Here is a 25,392-nt window from a genome sequence, read left to right on the forward strand (position 1 = left end):
TCCTAAAAGTTACATTCCGACTCGGAACGCTTAGAAGTACAAGGATTATGGTGCTTATGGCAGGGTCGCCAAATCGGGGCTTTCCCCTATAAAACCGTGAAAAAATGAGGGTTTTAGAACTGGCTTAGCGCGGAATCCAGTTCGCCTGACGGGCAATATTCCGCAAGGATGGCCATGACCTGCCTTCCCGCTTTAAATAGGGCCAGAGGCGCATCAGGAGCTCAGCGGTGGCAAATGTGTCCGCGGCAGCTTGGTGGCGCACGGCGCACTCAATCCCAAAATACCCCAGCCAATCGTCTAATGCACGCAAACTAGGGTTTACCCCCGTAATCTTTGCTAAGGGCTCGATGTCGAGCCATTCATTGTGAAGTGGCTTTAGACCAGCCAATGCATAAGCGCGATTCAGCATCGCCTCATCAAATGCCGAATGAAAGGCGAGCAATGGGCAATTACCGACCCAAGCCCGGAACTCCTCTAAGACTTCAATCGGAGGTCTGCCATCGGCCTGCGCCTGAGCGCCAATGTGGTGAACCAAAATATTGTCTTTGCTGCTGGGCAAATCTTGTTTGAGGACAGCCTCATAGCTATCGCCAATCACAATGGCGATGCGCTCAAAATCCGGGCTCACGTCCAGCGCCACCGCAGCAATTGCCAAAAGACGATCAGAGTGGGGGTTAAGGCCGCTGGTTTCCACATCGAGCACAATCCAGCGGCGCACTTCGGGCCGCTTCCTTTTAAAAAGAGATTGCAAGCCATCAAAGAAACTAGCGAACATAATCCAGCTGCAAATGTTGCTGCAAAGCGCGCACCTTGAGTAGCGACTCTTTGAGGATGCTGCGATCCACTGAGTTCAGCTGCTTGATATCAATCGTATTAGGGTTGCCCTTAATCGTGGTCTCGCTAATTTGCACGGCGAGGCGCTGGGTTTGTAAAAACTCAAATGCCGTAATCCAAGCGGCGCTTTCTGCTTCAGGGACATTGAGCGCATGACCCACCGCAGCCAAACGCTCCCGCGTATTAACCGCCTCAATACCATGCGCTAGAGAATAAATACGCGCCGCATCGACCATCAATGCAGTGCCTTGCAATTTCAGATCGATGATTTCTTGACCATCGATCTCAGTCGGCTCAATCGCGCCAAGCCAATTCAGCGGCACCCGTGAATTTAAGGCATTTTCGGCCAGCAATTTAATAAAGCGCGGTATGGCCGCGGCTTTTACGCGTACTAGCTCTTTTAACGGAATCAATAAATCAGCATTGCCAGCAAGCGCACGGAGATCAAAAAAGATGCTGGCTTTTAACAAGTCTTCTGGATTGCCTTGTTCGATCCAACGATCAAAACGATTAAGCCATTCTTGCTGCGATAAACAAAGCTCTGGATTGCTGGCCATGATGTTGCCTTTGCACAGCGGATATCCGCAAGCATCGAGGGCTTCATTCACTTCCCGAGCGAACCGAAGATAAATCACACGCTGTGCCTCATCCTCCCCATCGGCATATACCAAGGCATTGTCTTGATCGGTTGCAATGGTTTGCTCACTTCGCCCCTCGGAGCCCAAGGCAATCCAGGCAAAGCGACTACGGTTCAATTGGTAGCGCTCGGCAGTTAAGGTAATCAGCTGCTCGGTCAGCACATCATTTAAGTGACTAATCAGGGCTGTGAGTTGGCGGGCCTGAACACCCTGCCCCAAAAGATTACGTGCAAAGGTCCGAATGTCATTGGCGCATTTTTTCAAACCCTGCAGATCATCGGCAGCACGAATAGCGCTACTGATATTACTGAGTGATAAACGCTGCAAGGAAAACAAATCCCGCTCTGAAATAATTCCAACTAAACGGCCGCGATCCAAAATCGGTAAGTGGCGAATGTTAAAACGCGACATCAATAGGCCGGCCATCTCAGCTGTATCGTCGACACTTAAGGTTTTTACTCCGGTTGACATCACACTTGAAATGGGTGTGTTGAGATCTAAATTGCTCAGGGTCACACGTGACAAGACGTCGTAGCGGGTCAAGATGCCGACGATGGTTTGCTCATCCTCGCAAACCAGAATCGACCCGACTTTTCTCTCGTGGATTAATGTGAGTGCTTCACGCAGAGGGGTATTGGGGCTAGTGGTTAGCGGCTTTTTTAAGCGCAAATCACCTAGGCGACTTTCCAAGGATTGTTCTGCTAGAGCCTGTGAGGCAAAGGAGTTGCGCAAGGCCGTTCGGGATTCTTGAAGCAAACCCCAAATACGATTGCTTAAAAAATCACTGAAGGGTTTGGATTGGGCTTGCAACTGGCGCATCGCTGTGACCGGGAAGAGCAAACAAAAACAGTCGTCTACTGCACTATAGATAGTGGAAACAGGCCGATTTGCAAAGGCCGAGCCAATCGAAAACAAGCTGCCTGCTTCTAATTGAAAAGCGGTTTCTTCAATCCCAGGGATATCACGACGCCCCGATACGCGACCCTGCCGTAATAGATAGAGGAATTGAGGAGGACCATCGGCCGGCGCAAGAATGCGCTCTTTGGGCGCAAAGTAGGCCTCACGCGATTGCTTCAGAAAAAAATCAACGTCAGCTTCGGCCATTTTGGAAAATGGCAAGCTTTGCATCACCTGTTGCCGTAAGTTTTGCACCAGGCTATGGGAAGAAGAAGTATGTTGCGAGTCTTGCCCTGTCATTCGTCAATGCGCTTGTGCGTTAGTAAGCTGTCTACGGGGAATGTCCTGAAATTAAATACAAAGCCAATCAAGTCCCTACAAATCATCATATGTTCATTTGACTGACTTATCAATACAATAGAAATACTTTGATATAGCCAGGCAGCCACCATGAACCCCACTACCGTCAACATCGTCAGCAGCGTTATTTTTGCCTTGGCGATTATTCATACCTTTTCCACCGCCTTTTTTGAGGGTTTGGCACATAAGCAACCCAATCACGCTGGGGTATGGCATTTGCTGGGTGAAGTGGAAGTGGTGTTTGGATTTTGGGCCATGGTCCTGGTTTCCTTCTTTTTTATTTACACCGGATCCGATGCCACGATTGCCTATTTAGAGAAACTCAACTTTACCGAGCCGCTCTTTGTATTTGTAATCATGATCATTGCGGCAAGTAAACCGGTTCTCGAGTTTTGCCTATTCTTGGTATTGCGTATCACCGCCATTCTGCCGGTTAAAAAGTCGGTAGGCTTTCTGTGGGTCACGCTCACCCTCGTGCCGCTGTTGGGCTCCTTTATTACGGAACCGGCTGCCATGACGGTTGCCGCCTTACTGCTGCGTGACTACTATTTTTCTAAACGCATTTCACCCAAGTTGATGTACGCCGGACTAGCGGTACTCTTTGTCAACATCTCGATTGGTGGCGCCCTCACTCCCTATGCAGCGCCTCCCATTTTGATGGTGGCCAGCACCTGGAACTGGGACCTGTGGTTCATGCTGGAAAACTTTGGCTGGCGCTCTGCCGTAGCGGTTACGGCCAACTCCACTTTGCTGGCATTCTTGTTTTACAAAGAGCTACGTGGTTTCAATATCCAGCCGAATGAAAAGAAAATTGACGCCATTCCAGTGAGCGTGATTTTCATTCACTTAGCCTTCTTGGTGGCAGTAGTCATTTCAGTACACCACTCGGTTTTATTCATGGGCTTGTTTTTATTCTTTGTGGGCTACACCACAGCCTATGCACGCTATCAAAATAAGCTCATCATTCGCGAGAGTTTGCTGGTTGCATTTTTCTTAGCAGGACTCGTTGTATTAGGTAGCCAACAAAAATGGTGGCTGCAACCGCTACTGATTAATCTCGATTCAACGACGGTCTACTATGGCGCCACGGTTCTAACCGCCATCACGGATAACGCAGCACTGACCTATTTAGGTTCACTGGTCGAAGGCTTGTCCGATGAGTTTAAGTATTCACTGGTAGCGGGCGCCCTCACCGGTGGCGGTTTAACCGTGATCGCCAATGCGCCCAATCCAGCCGGCTACTCTATTCTGAAATCCAGTTTTCATGAGGGCACAATTAGTCCGCTGTATTTGTTTTTATACGCCGTACCACCGACGATCATTGCCATCATTGCCTTCCGCTTTATTTAAGGTATTGCCACATGCCTAAGCTGATTGCATTTGATGCCTATGGCACCCTCCTCGATGTGTACTCGATGGGGGTCTTGGCAGAAAACCTCTTTCCAGGTCAGGGGCAGTCCTTGTGTGTGCTCTGGCGTGATCGCCAAATTGAATACACCCGCCTGATTACGATGAGCGATCCTACAGGATCAACGCACTATCAATCCTTCTGGGATCTCACCATTGCAGCGCTGCGTTTTTCCTGCAAGCGCCTCGCAATTCCACTAAACCAAGATCAGGAAGCGCAGCTGATGGGGCAATACGCCAAGTTAAGCGCTTTCCCGGAATGCCAAGCAACGCTGAGTCAGATTAAACAAGCAGGGATCGCTACGGCAGTACTCTCGAACGGCAATCAAGCCATGCTGTCCAAGGCATTGCAAGCGAATCAACTCGATACCCTTTTGGATCGCGTCATCTCGGTTGATGAAGTGCGCCAATTTAAAGTAAGCCCTGCTAGTTATGGTTTATTAACCAGCCATTTTGGATGTGCGCCCAAAGACATTTTGTTTGTTTCCAGTAATGCCTGGGATGTGATTGGCGCTGGCTGGTTTGGGCTGACGACCTTTTGGGTGAATCGCCAAAATCTGCCTTTTGAAGAAATCGGTCCCAAGCCCACTTATACTGGCGCTAACTTAAATGACGTGCTAGCCGCATTACCTACGTAACGCGATGTAACGGCTCACCAAAGGATCGTCTTGGAATTTTCTACCCTCATCGATTTATTTCTGCACCTCGATAAAAATTTAGCAATCGTTGCGAATGAATGGGGCGTTTGGATTTATGTCCTGCTGTTTGCCATCATCTTTGTCGAGACCGGCTTTGTGGTGATGCCTTTTTTGCCAGGGGATTCTTTACTCTTTGTAGCAGGTGCACTGTGCGCAGTCGGCGGCATGGATTTATATGTTCTGATGGCATTGCTCACCACAGCAGCCATCTTAGGTGACGCCCTCAATTATTCGATTGGTCGCTTTATTGGTAATAAGGTTTTCTCTTGGGAAAGCTCACGCTGGTTTAATCGCAAAGCATTTGATCAGGCGCACGCCTTTTATGAAAAGTATGGCCCCATCACGATTGTCTTGGGTCGCTTTATGCCCTTCATTCGCACCTTTGCTCCCTTTGTTGCTGGCGTTGCGCACATGCGTTACCCCATCTTTGCTTTTTACAATGTCATTGGTGGGATCCTGTGGGTCTGCAGCTTAACCGCATTGGGCTACTGGATTGGAGAGCACCCTTGGGTGAAAGCCAACTTCTCCCTTGTGGCTCTGGCCATGATTATTATTCCCGGCTTACCGGCGCTGTGGATCTTTAGTAAAGAAGTGTTCAAGAAAATTCAGGCGCGGCGGCGCTTGCATTAATCCAAATACTTGCCCTTATAGGGCCATAAAGCCCAATTTATATGCCCCAACGCCGTAAAAACAGCATTGGGAAGCCTGATAGGGGGAAATGAACCGAATTTGCTACAATTTAACGCTTGGCGATTTAGCTCAGTTGGTTAGAGCGATGGAATCATAATCCACAGGTCCGGGGTTCGAATCCCTGAATCGCCACCACATTTAGAAGCCACTGCTACCTTGCAGTGGCTTTTTCTTTGGGGCACTAGTCCCATAAATCACCTTGCATCTCTCGCTTCATGATTGCTCGGACTTGATCAGCAATTGATGTTTCTTGCTTTCCTGGCAAAAGATTGATCGCATTACCAGCCATCAATTTTCCTGGCGTGATGACGCGCATATACCAACCGCAATGCCCAGATTGCAGCATTGCTTTGGCAGCGCCTTTGTAGCGCATTTTTGCATTGAACTTAAAGCACGGCTCCCGAAGCTTGGTCACGATAAATTCGAGATCGCCAATCTGCAGCGTGTCGCCCACAAATACATCCGCTTCCAATAAACCCGTAATGGTGAAGTTCTCGCCCATCGCTCCGGGCTGCAAATCAAATGGCGTTTTTAGTTCACGTAATAACAGTGCATTCCAAAATGGATAGTGCTCGCGTGGATAAACGTAAATGGCTTTCTCAATCCCGCCATGTACCGTCAAGTCGGCCTGTTCGTCACCAATTACGCCTAAGGCATTGATGTCGACTGGGCTTGCTTGGTCTATGTTGCTGATGCTGCTCTTTTTAATGCCAGACATCACCACGGTGCGGTCTAGGTGCTGGTTCGCAAATAAGGGACCTGCTTTGCCGCTGTTAATCGAGATTAATCGCATTGTTAATAGCGGCAACGCGCTTCACTTTTGTACTTAGTGAAATACACCACTAAATCAGCCTCTGATTTGTATTGGGTGTAGTAAATGCGAGCCCTGGCATTGCTTTTGTATTTAGTGAAAAACCAAACACCCGGGTCATTCTCACTTTGGTAAGGCGTTTCATACACAATGCAATTGGCTTCGGATTTGTATTGCGTCACAAATACCTTGGCATTGGCCTCGGATGGATAGCTAGTGATATAAATCGGGGCTGCAATCACTTGCGTACCGGTAGCGCCTAAGAAAAGCAGTGTGCAAAGCCAAATGGATCTGTTCATGGTTTAACTATCTTACGGGCAGTCGCAGTCTTTTTGCTAGCAAGGGGGGTGATTTCCCGTAAAATTGCAAATCGCCCCCAGTTATAAACCTGAAACGGCATATGAAAAAACTGTATATCAAAACCTTCGGCTGTCAAATGAACGAGTACGACTCGGAAAAGATGGCCGATGTCTTGCATGCCAATGATGGCATGACTGCCACCAATGACCCCGCTGAAGCCGACGTCATTTTGCTCAACACCTGCTCGATTCGGGAAAAAGCCGAAGACAAGGTATTTTCTGACTTGGGTCGTCTGCGTGAACTGAAAAAACTCAAGCCTGAATTATTAATTGGTGTGGGCGGCTGCGTTGCGAGCCAAGAGGGACAGCAAATCATTAGCCGTGCACCGTATGTGGATGTGGTCTTTGGCCCTCAAACCCTACATCGCCTGCCCGACTTAATTGCCAAGCGATTGTCCAGCGGCGTTTCTCAGGTTGATATCTCTTTTCCGGAGATCGAGAAGTTCGATCATTTACCTGCATCGCGGCAGACCCGCGGCTCTGCCTTTGTGTCCATTATGGAAGGCTGCTCCAAATACTGCAGCTATTGTGTTGTGCCCTATACCCGCGGCGAAGAAGTATCGCGCCCCTTCGATGATGTACTAACCGAAGTAGCAGGGCTTGCTGCGCAAGGTGTGAAAGAAATCGTATTACTCGGTCAAAACGTGAATGCCTATATCGGCAAGATGGGCAAGACGAATGAGCTGGCCGATTTTGCCCTCTTAATTGAGTACATTGCCGAGATACCGGGAGTTGAGCGCATTCGCTTTACTACTAGCCACCCCAAAGAATTTACCCAGCGCCTCATTGATGTGTATGCCAAAGTGCCGAAATTAGTGAGTCACCTGCATCTGCCCGTGCAGCATGCCTCTGATTCGGTTTTATCAGCGATGAAGCGCGGCTATACCGTGTTGGAATTTAAGAGCATTATTCGCCGCATGCGCGCCGTCCGTCCCGACCTGTGCCTCTCCAGTGATTTTATTGTCGGCTTCCCCGGGGAAACCGATGCTGATTTTGAAAAGCTCTTAAGCCTGGTGACCGAATTGGAATTTGATAACAGTTACTGCTTTATCTTTAGCCCTCGTCCTGGTACCCCAGCGGCCAACCTAGCGGACGATACCCCTTATCCTGTGAAACTGAAACGCCTGCAGACTTTATTGGCGTTAATTGATTCTCAGGCAGAGCGGATTAGCAAAGCAATGCTAGGCAAAGAAGAGCGTGTGCTCATTGAAGGCATTGCTAAAGACGGCATTAACTTGCAAGGCCGTACTGAAAACAACCGGGTGATACACATTCCAGCCGGGATTGAGGAAATGGATTCCTTGATTGGGACAATGATGGATATTCGGATCACGGAAGTATTGGCACATACCCTTCGGGGCGAGCGTGTCAACGCACTCGTACATTAATTTGCATGCCAAAGACCGTTACTTCATCTAAAGCAAAAGCCTGTGCTGTCGAGATTCAATACGCCAGTCCCGCACTCGAGAAAAAAGTAAGTGCATTGGTATCCAGCACGCTCATTAAAAAATGGGTTCGTGCGAGCGTCACGCATTCAGGTCACCTCACTGTGCGCTTTGTGAATCGCACCGAAGGGCAACTACTAAATAGCCAATTTAGAACCAAGGCCTATGCTACGAATGTGTTGACCTTCACATATGGGATCAGCCAAGGTGAGCTGGCGGCTGATATCGTGCTCTGCATGCCAGTAGTCAGCAGCGAGGCGCGCGACCAAGGTAAAGCTGTTAAAGCCCACCTGGCGCATCTAGTGGTGCATGGCTGTCTGCATGCTGCCGGCCTTGACCACATGACGCAGCAGGGTGCCAAGGTAATGGAGGCACGCGAAGTGGCTATTCTGAAAAACCTAGGTTTTTCAGACCCTTACGTCATTAATTAGGGCCACTTTTTTAGCTTACTTTGTTCTACGCTATTCTATTTCCATGCCTGACCCCGATAAATCATTACTCGAACGCCTTGCTGAATTTCTAACGCCACAACCCACCAGCGCAACGGAGCGACGCCAAGAATTAATTGAAACCTTGCGCGCTGCCCAGACAGAGGGTTTCATTGATGCAGATGCCCTTTCCATGATTGAGGGGGTTTTTCAGGTCGGTGAATTGTGTGCCAGGGACATCCTTGTACCCCGCGCGCAAATTGACTGGATTGACATTGATTCCTCGGTTACCGAGGTGATTCAAACCGTTATCTCCGCAGCCCATTCGCGCTACCCGGTTTATGAAGGCAGCAAAGATGCTGTCGTGGGCATCTTGCTCGCTAAAGATTTGTTACGCCATGCCAGTGAAGCCAACTTTCAGTTGCGCGATTGGCTAAGGCCTGCCGTCTTTATCCCAGAATCTAAGCGCCTGAGCGTCTTGCTGCGGGATTTTCGAGCCAATCGCAATCATTTAGCCATCGTTGTCGATGAGTACAGCAACGTTGCAGGCATTGTCACGATTGAAGACGTGCTCGAGCAAATTGTGGGTGATATTGAGGACGAGCACGACATTGATGAAGATGCCGATAACGTACTATTACTCGCCAATGGCGACACCCGACTCAAAGGCATTACCGAACTAGAGCAACTGAATACAGCACTGGGCACGCAGTTTGATGACGATGAAGTCGAAACCGTAGCGGGATTAATTACCCACCATTTAGGACGCATACCCAAACTGGGCGAGCGCGTGCAAATTGATGGCATCGAGTTTGAAGTCCAGCGCGCCGATCCGCGGCAAATTCATGTATTGCTAGCAAGGCGTCTGGCATCTGATATCCCTCTACCAACCTAAGGCAACGCTTGTTTAGTCAGAGCTTGCCCAGCAATACTCGCTACACACACTGGCTCTTTTGCCTTGCCCTTGGGATTGCGGTCTCAATTGCAGGCGAGCTCCCTTCGGGTGGGTGGCTGCAAATACCGTTGCTTAGCCTCTTGTGGTGGCGACTCTCTTTAATTAATACAACGCATTTTCTGCCGCATTTTGCCGGTGGTTTTTTATTTGGCCTTGCTTATTTTGTAGTTGGTCTATGGTGGATTTTTATTAGTCTGCATGACATCGGTGGCATGAATGCCGCCTTGTCTGTCGCTGCTGTGGTTTTACTATCGGCTTACATGGCACTCTTTTTTGGCTTGGCCAGTGCATTGGGTAAAAAGCTACAGCACCGACACATTTTCCTGAGCAGCGCCATCATGGCAGCGGCTTGGGTACTCCTTGAATACCTTCGCGGCCAACTCTTCACGGGCTTTCCATGGGTCGGCTTTGCTGAAGCCCAAGTCAATGGCCCCTTTGCAGCGATTGCGCCACTGCTGGGCGGCTTAGGGTCTACTTTTTTGGTAGTGTGGGCATCAATGCAGTTAAGCGCATGGCGTCAATCACTTGTGCGCACTAGCATTCCCATTGGATTGGTATTGGTGTTGATGCTGGGCCTCAACCAATTGCGATTTACCGAAGCAATTGGTACCCCTATCAGTGTTCGTTTGATTCAGGGCAATTTTGAGCAAAGCCTGAAATGGAATCCAAATGCCATCACCCAGCAAATGCGTTTTTATAGCGATGCCATTGTTGAAAAAGCGGCCGATCTGATCGTAATTCCAGAAACGGCATTTCCATTAATTGAAAGAGACTTACCAAGTGATGCGCTACCTCAGCTCAGGGCATTTTCACAAGCAACACACAGCAACATTCTGCTGGGCTTGATTGGTATTGTTCCGAGCCCAAATGGGCAATTGCAGTATTCCAACCGCGCCCTCGGCTTATCGCCATCCAACGCTTCGCCCTACTATTACGATAAATTTCACCTCGTCCCTTTTGGTGAATTTATTCCGCCCGGCTTCCAGTGGTTTGTCAATGCATTTCGAATTCCGATGAGTGATTTTGCCCGGGGCAATTTGATGCAGCCCCCCTTTCATATTGAGCGCATAGGTGAAGACAGTATTGGTGCCGCTATCACCATCTGCTATGAAGACATCTTTGGCAATGAGTTGGCTAGCCGCATTCGCAACAGCGAAGCTCCAGTCAATCTATTCGTCAACATAACCAATCTGGCCTGGTTTGGACAGTCCCAAGCGCCCAGCCAACAATTGCGCTTGTCGCAAATGCGCTCGATCGAAACAGGGCTTCCCAGCATTCGCTCAACCAACACGGGAATCACTGCAGTCATTGGTCCAGATGGCCGCGTGCTCCAGGCCTTACCGCAATGGACCCAAGCAAGCTTAAGCACTTCGGTACAAGGCTTTACAGGCAAAACCCCGTTTGTCGTCTGGGGAAATTGGCCGATTTTGAGTTTGGCATGTTTCCTTCTGGCATTTGCCTTACTGCAACGGCGCCGGTTTTAGGAAAACTCCCGCAATTGGCAGGTAAAATCAGTCACTTAGATCGATTGGTTCTGGCTCACTATGCTTACATTTCAGCAAATTATTCTCACGCTTCAAGACTATTGGGATAAACAAGGCTGCGCCTTATTGCAACCCATTGACCTTGAGGTGGGCGCAGGCACATCCCACACCGCTACATTTTTACGGGCCATTGGTCCAGAGCCCTGGAAGGCGGCCTATGTGCAGCCCTCCCGCAGGCCAAAGGATGGGCGCTACGGTGAAAATCCAAATCGCTTGCAACACTACTATCAGTATCAGGTTGTGCTCAAGCCAGCCCCCGACAACATTCTCGAACTCTATTTGGGATCCCTCAGCGCTTTAGGTTTAGACCTAAAACAAAACGACATTCGTTTTGTAGAGGACGACTGGGAAAACCCAACCTTAGGCGCCTGGGGATTAGGCTGGGAAGTCTGGCTCAACGGCATGGAAGTAACGCAATTTACCTACTTTCAACAGGTGGGTGGAATTGATTGTAAGCCCGTCTTGGGTGAAATTACCTACGGTATCGAGCGCCTTGCGATGTATTTGCAGAATTGCTCGAATGTCTACGATTTGGTCTGGACCGATGGCGTGACGTATGGCGATGTGTATCACCAGAATGAAGTGGAGCAGTCGCGCTACAACTTTGAATACTCCAATACTGAAATGCTCTTTACGAATTTCAGTAACTACGAGAGTGAAGCCAAACGCTTAATGGAAGTACCGCTTGCCCTGCCAGCGTATGAAATGGTTCTCAAAGCTGCTCATACATTTAACTTGCTCGATGCCCGCGGCGCCATATCCGTAACGGAACGTGCTGCCTATATCGGCCGCATTCGTACACTCTCTCGCTTGGTAGCACAGGCATACCTTGAATCCCGCGAGCAATTGGGTTTCCCAATGTGCCAACAGCAAGTCACTGCGTAAGGTTTTATTGTGAGTACATCTTCCCCTCCATCTTCCTCGGCAACGCTTTTAATCGAAGTATTTACTGAAGAGCTGCCGCCAAAGTCCCTGCGCAAACTCGGCGATGCCTTTGCTGCAAGCCTATCTGCCTCGATTCAGGCTGCCGGCTTAAGTACCGCCGAATCCGTCACTACTAGCTTTGCGAGCCCACGCCGTTTAGCGGTTCAGATTACCCATGTACTAAGTAAAGCGGCAGACTTTCCTGTGCGCGAAAAAGTATTACCAGTCAGTGTTGCATTTGATGCCAATGGCAAACCAACGCCACCCTTATTAAAGAAACTCAGCGCACTGGGCTATCCCGATATAGACATCGCTAGCTTGGAGCGATCGGGGCAAGATAAAAACGAAGCACTCTACTTAAATGTCCAAGCCCGTGGTGCCGTTCTACAGGATACCGTCCAGACTGCCATCGTTCATGCCTTGCAAACGCTACCCATTGCCAAAATGATGCACTACCAAGTGAAGCAGGTAGATGGCACACTCGAAGATGTTCAGTTTGCGCGCCCAGCCCATCGAATTGTGGCGCTGCATGGTAGCACCCCACTGCAAGTGCATGCGCTAGGCATAAATGCCGCAAATCAAACGGAAGGGCACCGCTTCTTGGCTCCTAGCGTATTAACGATTGGCAATGCTGATCAGTACGCCGCTGAACTGCTCAAGTATAAGGTCATGGCGAACTTCAATGAGCGCCGGGCTTCTATTGAAGCCGAGCTCCTCAAAGCGGCGAATGGCGATACGGTATTAATGCCGAGCAATTTACTGGATGAAGTTACGGCATTGGTCGAGTGGCCCACAGTCTATGCCTGCCATTTTGATGCAGAATTTTTAGAGGTGCCACAAGAGTGCCTGATTCTGACGATGCAAACCAATCAGAAGTACTTTGCATTAACTGATGCCGCAGGAAAGCTGCGTAATCGCTTTTTGATCGTATCGAATATTGAAACTGCTACCCCGCAGTCGATTATTCAAGGTAATGAGCGCGTCGTGCGCCCCCGCCTATCGGATGCGCGGTTTTTCTTTCAGCAGGATCAAAAAAGACCCCTGTCATCGCGCGTTGCTGATTTAGATAAGGTGGTCTACCACAATCAACTTGGCACCCAACTTGAGCGCACCAAGCGGGTTGGTGCAATCGCCACCGCCATCGCAACGGATTCGCAAAGCAAGGGCTCTGCAGTCAATCCAAAACAGGTGGCACGCGCTGCCGAGTTAGCCAAAACCGATTTACTCACCGACATGGTGGGTGAGTTTCCAGAACTGCAAGGCATCATGGGTAGCTACTATGCTGCGCACGATGGCGAGGACGCCGAAGTTGCCGCAGCATGCAGTGAACATTACCAGCCGCGCTTTGCAGGGGATGCACTTCCCAGCAGTATGACTGGCACCGTCCTGGCTATTGCGGATAAGCTCGAAACCTTAGTTGGCATCTGGGGTGTTGGCCTCGCACCTACTGGGGATAAAGACCCCTACGCTTTACGTCGCCATGCATTGGGTATTTGCAGATTGCTACTCGAAAAGAATTTACCCTGCAGCCTGCCTGAGCTCATCGAGCTGGCTCGTGCGCAATTTAAGCAGGCTGGCGTCCAAGAAAAAGCTGATCCAGCGGCAATCTATGTCTTTGTGATTGATCGTTTGCGTGCTTATTTACGGGATCAAACCGAAGCCGGTAAGCCATTTACTACAGCTGAGATCGATGCGGTACTCAGTCAAGAGCCTAAACAGCTCAATGACCTGATGGATCGACTACGTGCAGTACGTGAATTTAACGCCTTACCCGAATCAGCCCAATTGGCTGCAGCCAATAAGCGCATCAGTAATATTTTGAAAAAAACCACTACGCCTATTCCGTCGCAGTGCTCGGCAGCGGCTTTAAAGCTGCCAGCGGAAATTGCCTTACATGGGGCTTTACAAAAAGCCATTCCGCTTCTTGATGCGGCCTATGCCCAGCGCCAGTTTGTAACCTTGCTTCGCACGCTGGTTGATTTAAGTCAGCCAATTGATCAGTTTTTTGCCGATGTGATGGTGATGGATCCGGATCCAGCCCTTCGTGATAACCGCTTGGCTTTGTTACAGCAGCTCCACCACCAAATGAATTTGGTTGCCGATCTTGGCACCCTGGCATGAGTTCAAGCGCTTCTAAATTAGTTATTCTCGACCGTGATGGCGTGATTAACTTTGACAGCGATCAGTACGTTAAATCGGCTGATGAATGGATTCCGCTTCCGGGGAGCTTAGAAGCGATTGCGGAACTCAATCAAGCCGGCTATCAAGTAACCGTGGCGACCAACCAATCGGGTTTGGCGCGTGGTCTATTTACCATCAATGACCTGCATGCCATGCATCAAAAAATGATGGACCTCTTGGCTCCTATGGGTGGTCGCGTAGACAGTATTTTCTTTTGCCCCCATGTTGATGAAGACCAATGCAATTGCCGCAAGCCTTTACCAGGCCTCATGCGGGACATTGCTTCTCGCTATCGCAAGGCAGATTCTGTTCTCCCCTTGACTGGTGTACCGATTGTCGGTGACTCCTTACGTGACTTAGAGGCCGCTACTGTTTTAGGCGCAAGCCCCCATTTGGTTCGCACTGGAAAAGGTCAAAAGACGGTGGACGCAGGTGTATTGCCAGCGGGTACGGTAATACATGCCGATTTAATGGCGTTTACCAAATCCCTATTAGGATCTGCGTCCAACTCATGATTTACTTGAGATCAACCCTCTTTGCGCTTTTCTTACTGGTGTTCACGCCGATCTGGGCAATCATTTGCCTGGCAGTGTTTCCGTTTATGCGTAGTGAAACCCGCTACCGTTTTGTGAGCGGCTGGAATAAAACTGTCCTCTGGGTTCTCAAATGGCTATGCGGTATTCACTATGAAATTCGGGGCATGGAGCATATGTTGGGGGCACTTGATCAACCCATCATCATTCTTAGTAAACACCAATCGGCTTGGGAGACGATCGCTTACATTGCTTTATTCCCTAAGCAGCTTTGTTATGTATTCAAGCGGGAGTTGCTGTGGATTCCCTTCTTTGGCTGGGTCATGGCTGCACTCAAAATGATTCACATTAATCGCGATAACCGTGAAACCGCCGCCCTTTCAGTAGCCAGTCAGGGACGAGCACGGCTGAAAGAAGGCAAGTGGATCATGCTCTTTCCAGAGGGCACACGGACTGCAGTCGGATCCCATAAGCCCTATTTAAAGGGAGGAGCGCGCTTAGCCACTGCTACTGGCGCTGCGGTTATTCCGGTAGCACACAATGCGGGTCGGGTTTGGCCACGCAATCGCTTTTTAAAGTATCCTGGATTGGTCATTATTTCCATTGGCCCCGTGATTGCATCTGAAGGCAAGACAGGCGGACAACTCAATAGCGCGGTCGAATCCTGGATTGAAACAGAAATGCGGGTAATTGATCCGAGCGCCTACGCGGATGCAGCCAAGACGGAAGCCCATTCCAAGTAGCGCCCAACTGAAATGTCTTGCGCTCGCTTGGTCAGCTCATCTTCTTGTAGCTGCAAACGCCCAAGGTAGTCTTGTAAATTAGTGCGCAGCATCTTGCGCCTTTGCGCAAAGGCAGCTGCCACGACTTTTTCCAGTGCGCGCCACTCTTCGGGAGAGGTATTGAAGTTACTCCGCGGAATCATGCGCACAACCGCAGAATTGACTTTAGGCTGTGGATCAAATGCCTCCGGCGGCACATCTAACAGTTTTTCTAAGTGATAGCGGGCTTGTAACATCACGGATAAGCGGCTGTATTCGGAGGAGCCTGCCTCAGCGACCATGCGCTCAACTACTTCGGCTTGTAGCATAAATACTTGCTCATCTATCTCTGTTGCCGCGCCGACCAAATGAAACAGTAAGGGAGAGGAAATGTTGTAGGGCAAATTACCAACAACCTTGATCTGTTTTGAGCCGCTCGATTTTTTTGCTCGAGCCCAAGCCAGAAAATCAAAGTTAAGGGCATCGCCCTCGGTAATCGTTAGCCCCGGCAGCTGCTGCTTACGCCAATAGGCCACTAAATCGCGATCGATTTCGAGTAGGTCTAAGCTCTCTAGATTGGCTAATAAGGGCTTAGTCAGCGCTCCAAGGCCTGGGCCGATCTCTAAAATGGCTGCATCACTCGAAGGCCCGATCAGACTCACAATCGCATGAATGATGCCTTCATCATGCAGAAAGTTTTGACCAAAGCGTTTACGCGCCTGATGCATGTAGCGCAGCCTTTCGATGCCGGGCAAGCTGAAATCCGAGGCGCAAAGCTTCCAGCATGCTACCCGAGTCAGCCACTCCCTTACCAGCAATATCCAGTGCAGTGCCATGGTCTACTGATGTGCGAATAATTGGCAATCCAAGGGTCACGTTCACGCCCGTATTAAATGCCACAAATTTGAATGGAGCTAAGCCTTGATCGTGGTACATCGCTAAATAGGCATCGACCTGATCCAGCGATCGAAAATCAAATAGGGTGTCCCCCGGAAAAGGCCCTGCTACTCGAATGCCAGCTTGCTGTGCCCGTGCAATTGCCGGCTCAATGATGGAACTTTCCTCTGAACCTAAATAGCCACCTTCCCCTGCATGGGGATTGAGGCCGGCTACCAAAATACGTGGCTGGGCAATACCAAATTGATTCTTCAAACCGGCGTGCAGAATTTCAATTGTTTCCAATACCGACTTGACCGTGATCTGAGCTGGAACTAAAGCAAGCGGTACATGGATGGTTGTGAGCGCAACACGCAAGGGTAAACCGTGCTGCAAACCCATTAAACCAGCAGGCAAGTTGGCGCACAGGAGCATCACTACGCGCTCTACTCCACATGCGGCTGCCAGATACTCTGTGTGCCCTGTAAATGCGATACCAGACTGATTAATAACGCCCTTGTGCACAGGGGCAGTTACCATGGCCTGAAAACGCCCCGCTTGACATCCGGCCACCGCGGAATCAAGTGTAGCCAGTACATAGGCTGCATTACTTTGATTCAGGGTGCCTGAGACAACGGGCTTGTTTAACTTTACGGACTCGATCTGTAAGCGCGGATGTCTCACGGTCTCACCAAAAAGGCTGGGGTCGCCAATTAATGTGATGTGGGCATCCGCCTGCTCTTGCAAAAACGCCTGTGCTGCTTGTAACGATACCTCAGGACCGATACCAGCCGGCTCGCCCGTTGTAATGACTAAATCAACGCGCGACATTATCTAAGTTAAGAATGCGCACAGTCGCTGTATCACGCAATTGACGAAGCCAATCTTGATATAACTGCTCAAACTTACGTTCGCGTATGGCAGCCCGTGCGAACTCGCGCTGCTTTTCGACGGTAAGCTGAGCTTCCCTGCGCTCAAGTACTTGAATTAAGTGCCAGCCAAACTCGGTCTTCACCGGATTACTCACTTCACCGATTTGCAATCGATTCATGGCGAATTCAAACTCAGGTACCAGCTGACCAGGCGACATCCAGCCCAAGACACCGCCGTTGGCTGCAGAACCATCCTCAGAATGCTTCTTCGCTAATTCGCCAAAATCAGCCGCCTTAGCGCGAACTTGATCACGGTATCCGGATAAACGCCGCTCCGCATCCGCATCCGTTAGTCCAGCCCGATTGCGCAGCAAGATGTGCCGGGCATTGGTTTCGGTAATCGTAATGTTTTTGGGTGTGGTGTCGCCCGTTGCCACTGGAGTCGGAGCTTGGCTAGCTGCCACCATTACTCGGCGATCTAAAACTTTAAGTACATGAAAACCGGCTGGGCTCTTTACTACCGTATTAGCCAACTGTCCCGGGCCAATATTACGTACCGCCTCAAGAAAGAGTTGCGGCAATCGGTCTGGTGTTCGATACCCCAAATTCTGGAATTTGATACGTGGGTTTTCTTTTGCGGCTTTTGCACCAAGCTGCAAGAAATCCACATCGCCACGCGCCTCCCGCAATAAGCTATCCGCTTGTTTGCGTGCCTCTGCAATCGTTCCTGGCCCAGCATTGGCATCGACGGGAATAAAAATTTGCGCAACGTCTAATTCTTCCTGACCGCCTGCTGCCGGCGCATTGGCTGCTGGGGCATTCATGGCCTGAGTACGTTCGCTAATGTAGTTATCGACTTCGGCGTCAGAGATTTTAATTTGCGAATCGACCTCACGCTCCCGAAAGCGCGTCACAATGATGTCATCGCGCAACATCTCGCGATAGCGCTCAAAACTTGAGCCCGACTTCATAATGGTGGCCCGAAATTCAGCCATAGTTAACTTATTTCGAGCGGCAATGTCAGCAATGATTTTATCGAGCTCTGCACTACTAACGCTGATACCGCTTTGTTCAGCATCTTGCAATTGAATTTTCTCAACGATGAGGCGTTCGAGCACTTGTTTACGCAGGGTTTCTTTATCGGGCATCGCTGCGCCACCGCCCTGTTTTGCAATGGTTGCTATCCGGTCATCAATTTCCTTACGAGTAACGAAACCCGTATTCACTACAGCAGCGACACCATCAATATCCCGTATCTTGCTCTCAGACGCATTTGCTGGGGCATTCGATTGGGCGTAACTTGGCAATGCCACCGCAACACAGGCAAGCAAGAAAAGATTGCGGATTAACTTAATGCTGCGGTTCATGCAAAACGTCATTGGTAGTTCTCATAAATTGAGGGCGGCAATGTTCGGGTGGTTGGCATGTATCCCGGAACATTTAACCTCATGATATCAACTGGATTGCTGCCGGCGGCACCAAATCCCCTAAATTCGATTTGAAATAGCACCTGGGTTGTGGTGATTTGGGTGGTATTGCGAACCTGAGAGTAAGCAAATCGACCAGTCCAACAGTCTTCTTTGTACTCCAAAGCCGCTAGTAGATTTAGGGTATTCAAGGTCAAAGCGTCGTACCCCCAGCGGCCTAGCGTCGAAATCTTGCGGGTTATCGGCCACTGCCCAGAAATATTGTATTGATCGGTGGTGGTAAGGCCTGGTGTTCCTGCTAGATTATTTTCAGGGGAGGCTGATACGGGTGGACTCCAAACATTACGGTAGCCAAAGTTAAGGTTACGGCCTGAGGTTGGGCGCCAGCTGCCCCCAACCGTAGTCTGAACGAGTCGATTGAGCTGGGTGTTGTATTGACCAAATGCATCCACATTAAAGTTGCCCATGAGCCGAACCGAGCCGGCGCCCAAAGTATCGGAATACGTGGTGGGATTTTGTATTGTGTTGGTTAAACCCACCCGCTGCCCAGTGAAATCCTGGCGCTGAGCCAAGGTAACGTTAGCTCGCTCTGCCCCAGTAGCTGCCTCAATCATGCGACTGGTAACGCCCATGGTTAACTTATTGTTATCGGCAATACGGTCATTACCCACAAAGGTGTTTTCACTGAAGATTTGGGTGATACCAAAACCGGCGTTTGCGGTGTCAAATAATGGGGTATTTGACTGGTCTTGGAATGGGGTGTAGACGTAGAAAGCTCGTGGTTCCATTGTTACCAACATATCCCGACCAAAAAAGCCCTTGAGCTCGGCAGCCTCCCGCTCAAACGCCAAGCCCGAATCCAAACTTAAAGTTGGTATGGTGAAGCCCTGTGCAGGCGGATAACCAGGTACGAATGCGGTGGCATTGTAATTATTTGACTGCACACTCAGCTTAGGCTTGATGAAGTAACCAGGAGTTGTCGTTGGCATGCCTACTGCTGCCTTGACTACGGTTCGATCGGCCTGACTGAATACACCCGGCGCAGTAGCCGCTAAATTACCGCCAATGTTATAGGCAAAGCGGGTGAAATCACTCGAGAAACTGACTTGTGGGCCTGTAGGTAGGCTGACAAATTGCCGACTACGATCCGGAGTCAGTAAGGCGTTCTGGCTGTTGTACGCGGCAACGACTTGTGGCAATACGTTGTATGGAGATTGCACTGTGACGGTAGGATCGGGCTGTAGCGTCTGAAACGTCATTGCCCGAGCCGAAACATTCCACCCTTTTATCAAGGATGTAGTTCCTACCTCTTGTCTAAATTGATTGGTAATACCACCAGCCAAGGTTCTTGAAAAATCAATCGGGTATAAATTATCCGAGACCCGCGCGATGTTTGCATACCCGTTCCAATTGGGCGCAATGCTTTGGCGTTGCTGCCAATCGTACTTCCATCGATCGCGCCCGAGTATTTTGTCGTACGGTAAATACTCCGCAGCTACTGTACCGGCATATTTTGGATCAATGTAGCGATACGATCCACCCAATTGCGTACCTCGAAATGTCATGTAACGCGGCATAAACAGTAAATCACGATTGGGCGCGATATTGAAATAGTAAGGCTGCGTTACATCAATACCATTATTGGAACTGTAGCCTGCAATCGGAGCAAGCAAACCCGATCGCCGTTGATTGGAGGTCGGCAAACTAAAGTAAGGCGTGTATGCAATCGGCACATCGAAGAATCGCATCACGCCATTCGTACCCGTCATTTCTTTTTGCTCGTTATCGACCTCCATCCGATCAGCCGTGAAATACCAATCTAGGTTATCGGGCGAGCAGGTTGAGTAAGTGCCTTTATCAAACACAAAAACATCGGATGATTGAATCGTTAATTTTTTCGCCTTACCACTGGAGCGGTTATCGCGAATTTCATAACGAGGCTCTTGCATTTCGCCTTGCCGAGCATCCACTTTAAATTTAGCTTTTGGTCCTCGAAATGTAGAATTGCCTTTAATCATTTCGACATTACCGATTAGGTCGGCAATATCCGTATCGGGATGATAAATAATTTCATCGGCCTTCAGGACAGTATCGTTTCGCCGAATTTGAGCTCGCCCCTTGAGTTTCATTTCACGATCGACAATGCCCTCGATCGAATCACTAAATGTGAAGGTTAATGCTTGGTTATCCGAAATAGGCTTTCCAACGCGCAATTGATCATCTAACTTTAAAACGCTGACATTACCGCGGTCAGGCATCAAGACAAAATTGGCGGTATTGCGCTGTGAGGATGAGAGGCTTGAGGCCGGTGCCTGAGCAAATACGGCGGCTGAAAAAAACAGCCAAAAGCACCCCATCGTTACTCGTAAAAATGGGGTAAAAATAAGGGGGGCGCAAAGACCAGCGCGACGGCGATAATGGCTCATAGATCCAGACCCACTTATTATACGAATCGATATGCCTAATACCCGCCTTGATACCCTCCGCCACTGGCTAGAAGGCCTCCCTAGCAGCTGGGGGCTTGACCTATCATCGCTGGCGCCTGCATCGTCTGATGCAAGCTTCCGGCGCTATTTCCGGCTCCATAGCCAAAATGCCCTGTATCCCACCCTGATTGTGATGGATGCACCCCCGCAATCGGAGCCGGTTGAACCCTTTATTGCGATCGCTGAATTACTGCAAAAAGCAGGGTTACATGTACCGCGCGTTCTCGAAAAAAATACATCCGATGGGTTTTTACTGCTCAGCGATTTAGGTTCCACAACCTACCTGACCGCCCTCAATGATGCCAATACAGATGCGCTATATGGAGATGCAATCAATGCATTAGTAGCAATGCAATTGGCTAGTCATCCCGGCGTATTACCAGAATATTCAGAAGCATTATTGCAGCGGGAATTGGATCTGTTGCCAGAGTGGTATTTAAAAAAACACCTGCAATTTGAACTGACTGCAGATGAAGAAAAAACCATGCGCAATGCATTTAATTTGATTCTAAAAAATAATCTGGCGCAGCCGCAGGTGTATGTCCATCGCGATTTCCATTCTCGCAATCTGATGCGAACTGAAACGCATAATCCCGGCATCTTAGATTTTCAAGATGCCGTCTATGGACCGATTACTTACGATGCTGCATCGCTATGGCGCGATGCTTATATTGAGTGGCCTGAAGAACGGGTAATTGATTGGGTTGCGCGTTATTGGGAATTGGGTCGTAAAAAAGGCTTGCCCATGCACGCTGATTTTGGGGAGTTCTATCGCGACTTTGAGTGGATGGGTTTACAGCGCCACATCAAAGTATTGGGAATTTTTGCGCGTTTGTATCATCGCGATGGCAAAGATGCATACCTCAAGGATATTCCGCTGGTATTGAAATATGCCTTAGCGACCGCCAATCGCTATATTGAGTTAAAGCCGCTGGCTCGCTTATTGGAGCGCGCTAATTCCATTAGCTCAATAAAGTAATCGATCCATGAATAACGCGCCCACCTCCGACGCATTGCCGTGTTTGTTATTGGCAGCAGGACGTGGTGAACGGATGCGCCCGCTGACAGATACAACACCAAAGCCGCTCCTGCAGATTCAAGGTAAGTCATTATTGCAATGGCATATCGAAGCACTGGTAGCCGCAAACGCTCGTCGGATCGTCATTAATCATGCGTGGCTCGGCGAGCAAATCGAATTGGCTTTGGGTGACGGCGCTAAGTGGGGAGCGCAAATTCAGTACTCATCAGAGGAAACTGCCCTGGAGACCGCCGGCGGCATTCGTAAGGCCTTGGCGCTATTGAATCCAGAGCCCTACTTTTTGGTGATCAATGGCGATGTATTTTGTCCCGGCTTTCCGATTGCTGCATTTACAAGCCGGTTTCAGGCACAGCTCAGCAATGGAAATAAGCTACTTGCCTATTTAGCGCTGGTTCTCAACCCTCCACAACACCCGGACGGCGATTTTTACCTGCATGGCGAGCAAGTCAATGACAAACCAAGAGATGCCGACTTTGAGGAACGTAAACTGACCTTTTCTGGCATCGGCATCTATCACCAATCCCTGTTTGCAGACCTAAAATTGGGCGAAGCTGTGAAATTAGCCCCTTTACTGCGCTCGGCTATGGCCAAAAATCAGGTCTTCGGTGAAAAATATGCCGGTCCGTGGCACGATGTAGGGACACCGCAGCGTTTATACGAGCTAAATCAATCCTATGACCCCAAGTAACCTCCCTGTCTTTCAGGCCGATCTCTACCGCCATCGCCGTGGCCAGTTGGCTGCGCGCATTCGTGAGCAGTCTGGCAGCGGAATTGCCATCCTCGCCACAGCACCAGAACAATTGCGCAATCGCGATAGTGAATTTCCCTATCGGCATGACAGTGATTTCTTTTACCTAACCGGATTTGATGAGCCGGGCGCAACTCTGGTTCTTCAAGTTGACCGCAATACAGTCGTAGCGCATCTCTTTTGCCGCCCTAAAGATCCCGAGCGAGAAATCTGGGATGGTCTCCGCTTAGGTCCAGAAGCGGCACCAGAGTACTTAGGGGTTGATCATGCATATCCCAATACCGAATTGGATCAAGCATTGCCCAAGCTGCTGGCCGATCAAACGGCGCTGTACATTCGCTTAGCTAGCAGTGCTGAAACCGATCGCCGCATTCGCCATTGGATTGATCGGGTTCGTGGCCAAGCGCGCGCTGGAGTCAATGCCCCATCGGAGTTTCGTGACATTGAAGCACTGGTTCATGAGATGCGTCTATTTAAAGACCTAAGCGAAGTTGAAACCATGCGCCGTGCTGCAGCGATTTCTGCAGAAGCGCATTTGCGTGCCATGCGTACCTGCCGACCCGGCCAACGCGAATACCAAATTGAGGCTGAGTTATTGCACGCGTTTCGTCACAGCGGCGCACAAAGCGTTGCCTACAACAGCATCGTTGCTGCAGGCGCCAATGCCTGCATCTTGCATTACCGTGCTAGCGCTGCCGAGCTGCAATCCGGGGATTTATGTTTGATCGATGCCGGCTGTGAACTTGATGGCTATGCCTCAGACATCACGCGCACCTTTCCAATTAATGGACGCTTTTCAGCAGCGCAGCGGGCGCTGTACGACATCACCTTAGCCGCACAAGAGGCGGCAGTGGATGCCACCAAACCCGGCAACACCTTTATGCAACCCCACGATACTGCGGTCCGTGTCTTAACCCAAGGCATGTTGGATGAAAAACTCCTTTCATTGCATCAATTGGGCTCCGTCGACAATGCCATCGAAACAGGCGCTTATCGTCGTTTCTACATGCACCGCACCAGCCACTGGTTAGGCATGGACGTGCACGATGTTGGTTCCTATCGTGAAGCAGGTGCAAGTAATGCTACTGAAAAGCCATGGCGCATTCTTTGCGAAAACATGATGTTGACCATTGAGCCCGGCTTATATGTTCGGCCTGCAGACGATGTGCCAGAAGCATTTTGGAACATCGGCATTCGAATTGAAGACGATGCCCTGGTGACTCAAAATGGGTGTGACTTGATCTCCCGCGGTGTCCCTGTCAAGGCCGATGAGATCGAAGCGGTGATGCGCGGCTAAGCATGTCTTTATCGAATGCATCTGTGGATGTGCAAATCATCGGCGGCGGCCCAGTGGGCTTGGCATGCGCTGCATGGTGCTTACAGAAATTTCCGGAACTCTCACTTCATCTCATTGATCGCAATCCACAAAACGATAGCGACATTGTTGCCAGCGATACCCGAGGCATTGCCTTATCCCATGGCAGCAAATTATTACTAGACACGATTCAGGCATGGCCCAGTGATTCCTGTGCAATCCATTCGGTCCATGTATCGCATGTGGGTCAATTTGGACGCGCGCTGATGACCCGCGAGGAATTAGATCAAGAGGCCCTAGGCCATATCGTGCGCTACCGCGGTATTCACCTCGCGCTCAGAGAGTCCTTGCGTCAACTGCAAAAAAAGGCACCGCACTTCGTTTGGCAACATACAGGCTCAGATAACAATCAGGATCAGGATCATTGCCGTGCCCGCTGCATTGTGCATGCGGAAGGCGGTCTCTTTACCCAGCAAGACTGGGTAGAGTCGGGCCGTGACTATCAGCAATCGGCACTCGTTGGTCTGGTTGAAGTGGAAAATGCCCAGCCTCACCATGCATGGGAGCGCTTCACTAGTGAAGGCCCATTGGCCTTGCTGCCTAGCCACCACGGCAGCAATGTCCTCAATATGGTTTGGTGTAGCTCACCTGCCACTGCAGAAAGACTAAATGGCATTTCCGATGCGGATTTTTTGCATGCGCTTCAATCATGCTTTGGTTCGCGTGTAGGGCAATTTAAATCGATTCGGGATCGGCGCCTTTATCCACTGGGCCTGAATTACCGCAAAGAGATTGTGCAAGGCAATGAAGTCTGGATTGGCAATGCGGCGCAAGCCCTCCACCCCGTTGCTGGTCAAGGTTTAAATCTGGGCTTGCGTGATGCCTACCTCCTCGCAGAACAACTTAGCGGTTTGTTTTCAAAACAATCGCACACCACCAAATCACGCAACGCAATTGACAATGCCTTGCATGAATACAGCAACAGCAGACAAGCCGATCGAAAAGCAACGATTGGCATCACTGACTTTTTAGCACGCGTATTTACCTCACCGCTCACTCCCGTGATTGCGGCCCGTGGCGCGGCGCTATCGCTGTTGCAATGGTTACCACCGGCTAAAACGGGACTCGCGCGCCAGATGATGTTTGGTCGTCGCTAAACAATTC

Annotated in this window: 23 protein-coding genes and 1 tRNA gene; 16 read left to right on the top strand and 8 right to left on the bottom strand. The window is 49.9% G+C overall.

The genetic code is table 11. From position 1 onward, the window contains the following. Positions 1 to 124: 124 nt before the first annotated feature. Positions 125 to 775 (bottom strand): 3'-5' exonuclease, encoded by a 651-nt coding sequence (locus tag AOC34_RS09005; protein ID WP_108469740.1) that lies wholly within the window; start codon positions 773 to 775, stop codon positions 125 to 127. Next, positions 765 to 2,669: a DUF294 nucleotidyltransferase-like domain-containing protein gene (locus tag AOC34_RS09010; RefSeq protein WP_108469741.1), complete on the bottom strand. Its 1,905-nt coding sequence runs from the start codon at positions 2,667 to 2,669 to the stop codon at positions 765 to 767. The genes AOC34_RS09005 and AOC34_RS09010 overlap by 11 nt, the downstream gene beginning before the upstream one ends. A 150-nt stretch (positions 2,670 to 2,819) precedes the next feature. Here AOC34_RS09010 and AOC34_RS09015 point away from each other — a divergent pair, with 150 nt between their 5' ends. The 4 genes from AOC34_RS09015 (at position 2,820) to AOC34_RS09030 (ending at position 5,659) form a co-directional block, all read left to right on the top strand. Beyond that, the gene (locus AOC34_RS09015) at positions 2,820 to 4,079 is read left to right on the top strand and encodes a putative Na+/H+ antiporter (RefSeq protein WP_108469742.1); all 1,260 of its coding nucleotides are present in this window, start codon (positions 2,820 to 2,822) and stop codon (positions 4,077 to 4,079) included. A gap of 11 nt (positions 4,080 to 4,090) precedes the next feature. Then, positions 4,091 to 4,774: a haloacid dehalogenase type II gene (locus AOC34_RS09020; RefSeq protein WP_108469743.1), complete on the top strand. Its 684-nt coding sequence runs from the start codon at positions 4,091 to 4,093 to the stop codon at positions 4,772 to 4,774. A gap of 30 nt (positions 4,775 to 4,804) precedes the next feature. Next, on the top strand, positions 4,805 to 5,464 hold the full coding sequence (locus AOC34_RS09025; protein WP_108469744.1) for a VTT domain-containing protein: 660 nt from the start codon (positions 4,805 to 4,807) through the stop codon (positions 5,462 to 5,464). Positions 5,465 to 5,582: 118 nt separating this feature from the next. Continuing rightward, a tRNA-Met gene (locus AOC34_RS09030) sits at positions 5,583 to 5,659 on the top strand. Between the two features lie 46 nt (positions 5,660 to 5,705). On the opposite strand, the gene AOC34_RS09035 is transcribed toward AOC34_RS09030, so the two are convergent. Both AOC34_RS09035 and AOC34_RS09040 read right to left on the bottom strand, forming a co-directional pair. Next, positions 5,706 to 6,332 (bottom strand): MOSC domain-containing protein, encoded by a 627-nt coding sequence (locus AOC34_RS09035; protein ID WP_234408090.1) that lies wholly within the window; start codon positions 6,330 to 6,332, stop codon positions 5,706 to 5,708. Beyond that, positions 6,320 to 6,634, bottom strand: coding sequence for a DUF6150 family protein (locus AOC34_RS09040; RefSeq protein WP_108469746.1), 315 nt, complete (start codon positions 6,632 to 6,634; stop codon positions 6,320 to 6,322). Before AOC34_RS09040 ends, AOC34_RS09035 begins: the two co-directional genes overlap by 13 nt. A 101-nt stretch (positions 6,635 to 6,735) precedes the next feature. On the opposite strand from AOC34_RS09040, the gene miaB reads away from it, so the two are divergent. From miaB to AOC34_RS09080, 8 genes are read left to right on the top strand one after another with little or no spacing between them, the layout of a single operon-like run. Beyond that, positions 6,736 to 8,082 carry a tRNA (N6-isopentenyl adenosine(37)-C2)-methylthiotransferase MiaB gene (gene miaB / locus AOC34_RS09045; protein ID WP_108469747.1) on the top strand — a complete coding sequence of 449 codons (1,347 nt, stop codon included), beginning with the start codon at positions 6,736 to 6,738 and terminating at the stop codon, positions 8,080 to 8,082. Positions 8,083 to 8,087: 5 nt separating this feature from the next. Further along, the gene (ybeY, locus tag AOC34_RS09050; protein WP_108469748.1) at positions 8,088 to 8,570 is read left to right on the top strand and encodes an rRNA maturation RNase YbeY; all 483 of its coding nucleotides are present in this window, start codon (positions 8,088 to 8,090) and stop codon (positions 8,568 to 8,570) included. Between the two features lie 43 nt (positions 8,571 to 8,613). Further along, positions 8,614 to 9,462, top strand: coding sequence for an HlyC/CorC family transporter (locus AOC34_RS09055; RefSeq protein ID WP_108469749.1), 849 nt, complete (start codon positions 8,614 to 8,616; stop codon positions 9,460 to 9,462). Positions 9,463 to 9,470: 8 nt separating this feature from the next. Continuing rightward, on the top strand, positions 9,471 to 11,006 hold the full coding sequence (gene lnt / locus AOC34_RS09060) for an apolipoprotein N-acyltransferase (RefSeq protein WP_234408091.1): 1,536 nt from the start codon (positions 9,471 to 9,473) through the stop codon (positions 11,004 to 11,006). Between the two features lie 60 nt (positions 11,007 to 11,066). After that, on the top strand, positions 11,067 to 11,951 hold the full coding sequence (gene glyQ / locus AOC34_RS09065; RefSeq protein WP_108469750.1) for a glycine--tRNA ligase subunit alpha: 885 nt from the start codon (positions 11,067 to 11,069) through the stop codon (positions 11,949 to 11,951). A 9-nt stretch (positions 11,952 to 11,960) separates the two neighbouring features. Continuing rightward, positions 11,961 to 14,111, top strand: coding sequence for a glycine--tRNA ligase subunit beta (glyS, locus tag AOC34_RS09070; protein ID WP_108469751.1), 2,151 nt, complete (start codon positions 11,961 to 11,963; stop codon positions 14,109 to 14,111). Next, positions 14,108 to 14,686: a D-glycero-beta-D-manno-heptose 1,7-bisphosphate 7-phosphatase gene (gmhB, locus tag AOC34_RS09075; RefSeq protein WP_108469752.1), complete on the top strand. Its 579-nt coding sequence runs from the start codon at positions 14,108 to 14,110 to the stop codon at positions 14,684 to 14,686. The genes glyS and gmhB overlap by 4 nt, the downstream gene beginning before the upstream one ends. Then, entirely contained in the window at positions 14,683 to 15,447 is a 765-nt protein-coding gene (locus AOC34_RS09080) for a lysophospholipid acyltransferase family protein (protein WP_108469753.1), read from the top strand. The genes gmhB and AOC34_RS09080 overlap by 4 nt, the downstream gene beginning before the upstream one ends. Here the strand turns inward: AOC34_RS09080 and rsmA are convergent. Genes rsmA through AOC34_RS09100 form a run of 4 tightly spaced genes read right to left on the bottom strand, consistent with a single transcriptional unit; the run spans position 15,408 to position 21,066 of the window. Beyond that, positions 15,408 to 16,193: a 16S rRNA (adenine(1518)-N(6)/adenine(1519)-N(6))-dimethyltransferase RsmA gene (gene rsmA, locus AOC34_RS09085; protein WP_108469754.1), complete on the bottom strand. Its 786-nt coding sequence runs from the start codon at positions 16,191 to 16,193 to the stop codon at positions 15,408 to 15,410. The genes AOC34_RS09080 and rsmA overlap by 40 nt on opposite strands. Further along, positions 16,177 to 17,172 carry a 4-hydroxythreonine-4-phosphate dehydrogenase PdxA gene (gene pdxA / locus AOC34_RS09090; protein ID WP_108469755.1) on the bottom strand — a complete coding sequence of 332 codons (996 nt, stop codon included), beginning with the start codon at positions 17,170 to 17,172 and terminating at the stop codon, positions 16,177 to 16,179. The genes rsmA and pdxA overlap by 17 nt, the downstream gene beginning before the upstream one ends. Further along, positions 17,159 to 18,580 carry a peptidylprolyl isomerase gene (locus AOC34_RS09095; RefSeq protein ID WP_108470150.1) on the bottom strand — a complete coding sequence of 474 codons (1,422 nt, stop codon included), beginning with the start codon at positions 18,578 to 18,580 and terminating at the stop codon, positions 17,159 to 17,161. Before AOC34_RS09095 ends, pdxA begins: the two co-directional genes overlap by 14 nt. Before the next feature lie 8 nt (positions 18,581 to 18,588). Next, on the bottom strand, positions 18,589 to 21,066 hold the full coding sequence (locus AOC34_RS09100; RefSeq protein WP_108469756.1) for an LPS-assembly protein LptD: 2,478 nt from the start codon (positions 21,064 to 21,066) through the stop codon (positions 18,589 to 18,591). A gap of 31 nt (positions 21,067 to 21,097) precedes the next feature. On the opposite strand from AOC34_RS09100, the gene AOC34_RS09105 reads away from it, so the two are divergent. The 4 genes from AOC34_RS09105 to AOC34_RS09120 are packed head-to-tail and all read left to right on the top strand — an operon-like array spanning position 21,098 to position 25,385. Continuing rightward, positions 21,098 to 22,105, top strand: a complete 1,008-nt coding sequence (locus tag AOC34_RS09105) for an aminoglycoside phosphotransferase family protein (RefSeq protein WP_108469757.1) — start codon at positions 21,098 to 21,100, stop codon at positions 22,103 to 22,105. Between the two features lie 34 nt (positions 22,106 to 22,139). After that, the gene (murU, locus tag AOC34_RS09110) at positions 22,140 to 22,853 is read left to right on the top strand and encodes an N-acetylmuramate alpha-1-phosphate uridylyltransferase MurU (protein ID WP_108470151.1); all 714 of its coding nucleotides are present in this window, start codon (positions 22,140 to 22,142) and stop codon (positions 22,851 to 22,853) included. After that, entirely contained in the window at positions 22,840 to 24,210 is a 1,371-nt protein-coding gene (locus tag AOC34_RS09115; protein ID WP_108469758.1) for an aminopeptidase P N-terminal domain-containing protein, read from the top strand. Before murU ends, AOC34_RS09115 begins: the two co-directional genes overlap by 14 nt. 2 nt (positions 24,211 to 24,212) lie before the next feature. Next, positions 24,213 to 25,385 (top strand): FAD-dependent monooxygenase, encoded by a 1,173-nt coding sequence (locus AOC34_RS09120; protein WP_108469759.1) that lies wholly within the window; start codon positions 24,213 to 24,215, stop codon positions 25,383 to 25,385. Positions 25,386 to 25,392: the final 7 nt, after the last annotated feature.

Source organism: Polynucleobacter difficilis (assembly GCF_003065365.1).
Taxonomy (GTDB): domain Bacteria; phylum Pseudomonadota; class Gammaproteobacteria; order Burkholderiales; family Burkholderiaceae; genus Polynucleobacter; species Polynucleobacter difficilis.

Coding starts and splice junctions, on each gene's coding strand:
- AOC34_RS09020 (WP_108469743.1), top strand. CDS start 4,091: ATGCCTAAGCTGATTGCATTTGATGCCTATGGCACCCTCCTCGATGTG.
- AOC34_RS09120 (WP_108469759.1), top strand. CDS start 24,213: ATGTCTTTATCGAATGCATCTGTGGATGTGCAAATCATCGGCGGCGGC.
- AOC34_RS09100 (WP_108469756.1), bottom strand. CDS start 21,066: ATGAGCCATTATCGCCGTCGCGCTGGTCTTTGCGCCCCCCTTATTTTT.
- AOC34_RS09115 (WP_108469758.1), top strand. CDS start 22,840: ATGACCCCAAGTAACCTCCCTGTCTTTCAGGCCGATCTCTACCGCCAT.
- AOC34_RS09015 (WP_108469742.1), top strand. CDS start 2,820: ATGAACCCCACTACCGTCAACATCGTCAGCAGCGTTATTTTTGCCTTG.
- AOC34_RS09055 (WP_108469749.1), top strand. CDS start 8,614: ATGCCTGACCCCGATAAATCATTACTCGAACGCCTTGCTGAATTTCTA.
- gmhB (WP_108469752.1), top strand. CDS start 14,108: ATGAGTTCAAGCGCTTCTAAATTAGTTATTCTCGACCGTGATGGCGTG.
- ybeY (WP_108469748.1), top strand. CDS start 8,088: ATGCCAAAGACCGTTACTTCATCTAAAGCAAAAGCCTGTGCTGTCGAG.
- AOC34_RS09105 (WP_108469757.1), top strand. CDS start 21,098: ATGCCTAATACCCGCCTTGATACCCTCCGCCACTGGCTAGAAGGCCTC.
- miaB (WP_108469747.1), top strand. CDS start 6,736: ATGAAAAAACTGTATATCAAAACCTTCGGCTGTCAAATGAACGAGTAC.
- pdxA (WP_108469755.1), bottom strand. CDS start 17,172: ATGTCGCGCGTTGATTTAGTCATTACAACGGGCGAGCCGGCTGGTATC.
- AOC34_RS09095 (WP_108470150.1), bottom strand. CDS start 18,580: ATGAACCGCAGCATTAAGTTAATCCGCAATCTTTTCTTGCTTGCCTGT.
- AOC34_RS09010 (WP_108469741.1), bottom strand. CDS start 2,669: ATGACAGGGCAAGACTCGCAACATACTTCTTCTTCCCATAGCCTGGTG.
- AOC34_RS09005 (WP_108469740.1), bottom strand. CDS start 775: ATGTTCGCTAGTTTCTTTGATGGCTTGCAATCTCTTTTTAAAAGGAAG.
- glyQ (WP_108469750.1), top strand. CDS start 11,067: ATGCTTACATTTCAGCAAATTATTCTCACGCTTCAAGACTATTGGGAT.
- AOC34_RS09040 (WP_108469746.1), bottom strand. CDS start 6,634: ATGAACAGATCCATTTGGCTTTGCACACTGCTTTTCTTAGGCGCTACC.
- AOC34_RS09080 (WP_108469753.1), top strand. CDS start 14,683: ATGATTTACTTGAGATCAACCCTCTTTGCGCTTTTCTTACTGGTGTTC.
- rsmA (WP_108469754.1), bottom strand. CDS start 16,193: ATGCATCAGGCGCGTAAACGCTTTGGTCAAAACTTTCTGCATGATGAA.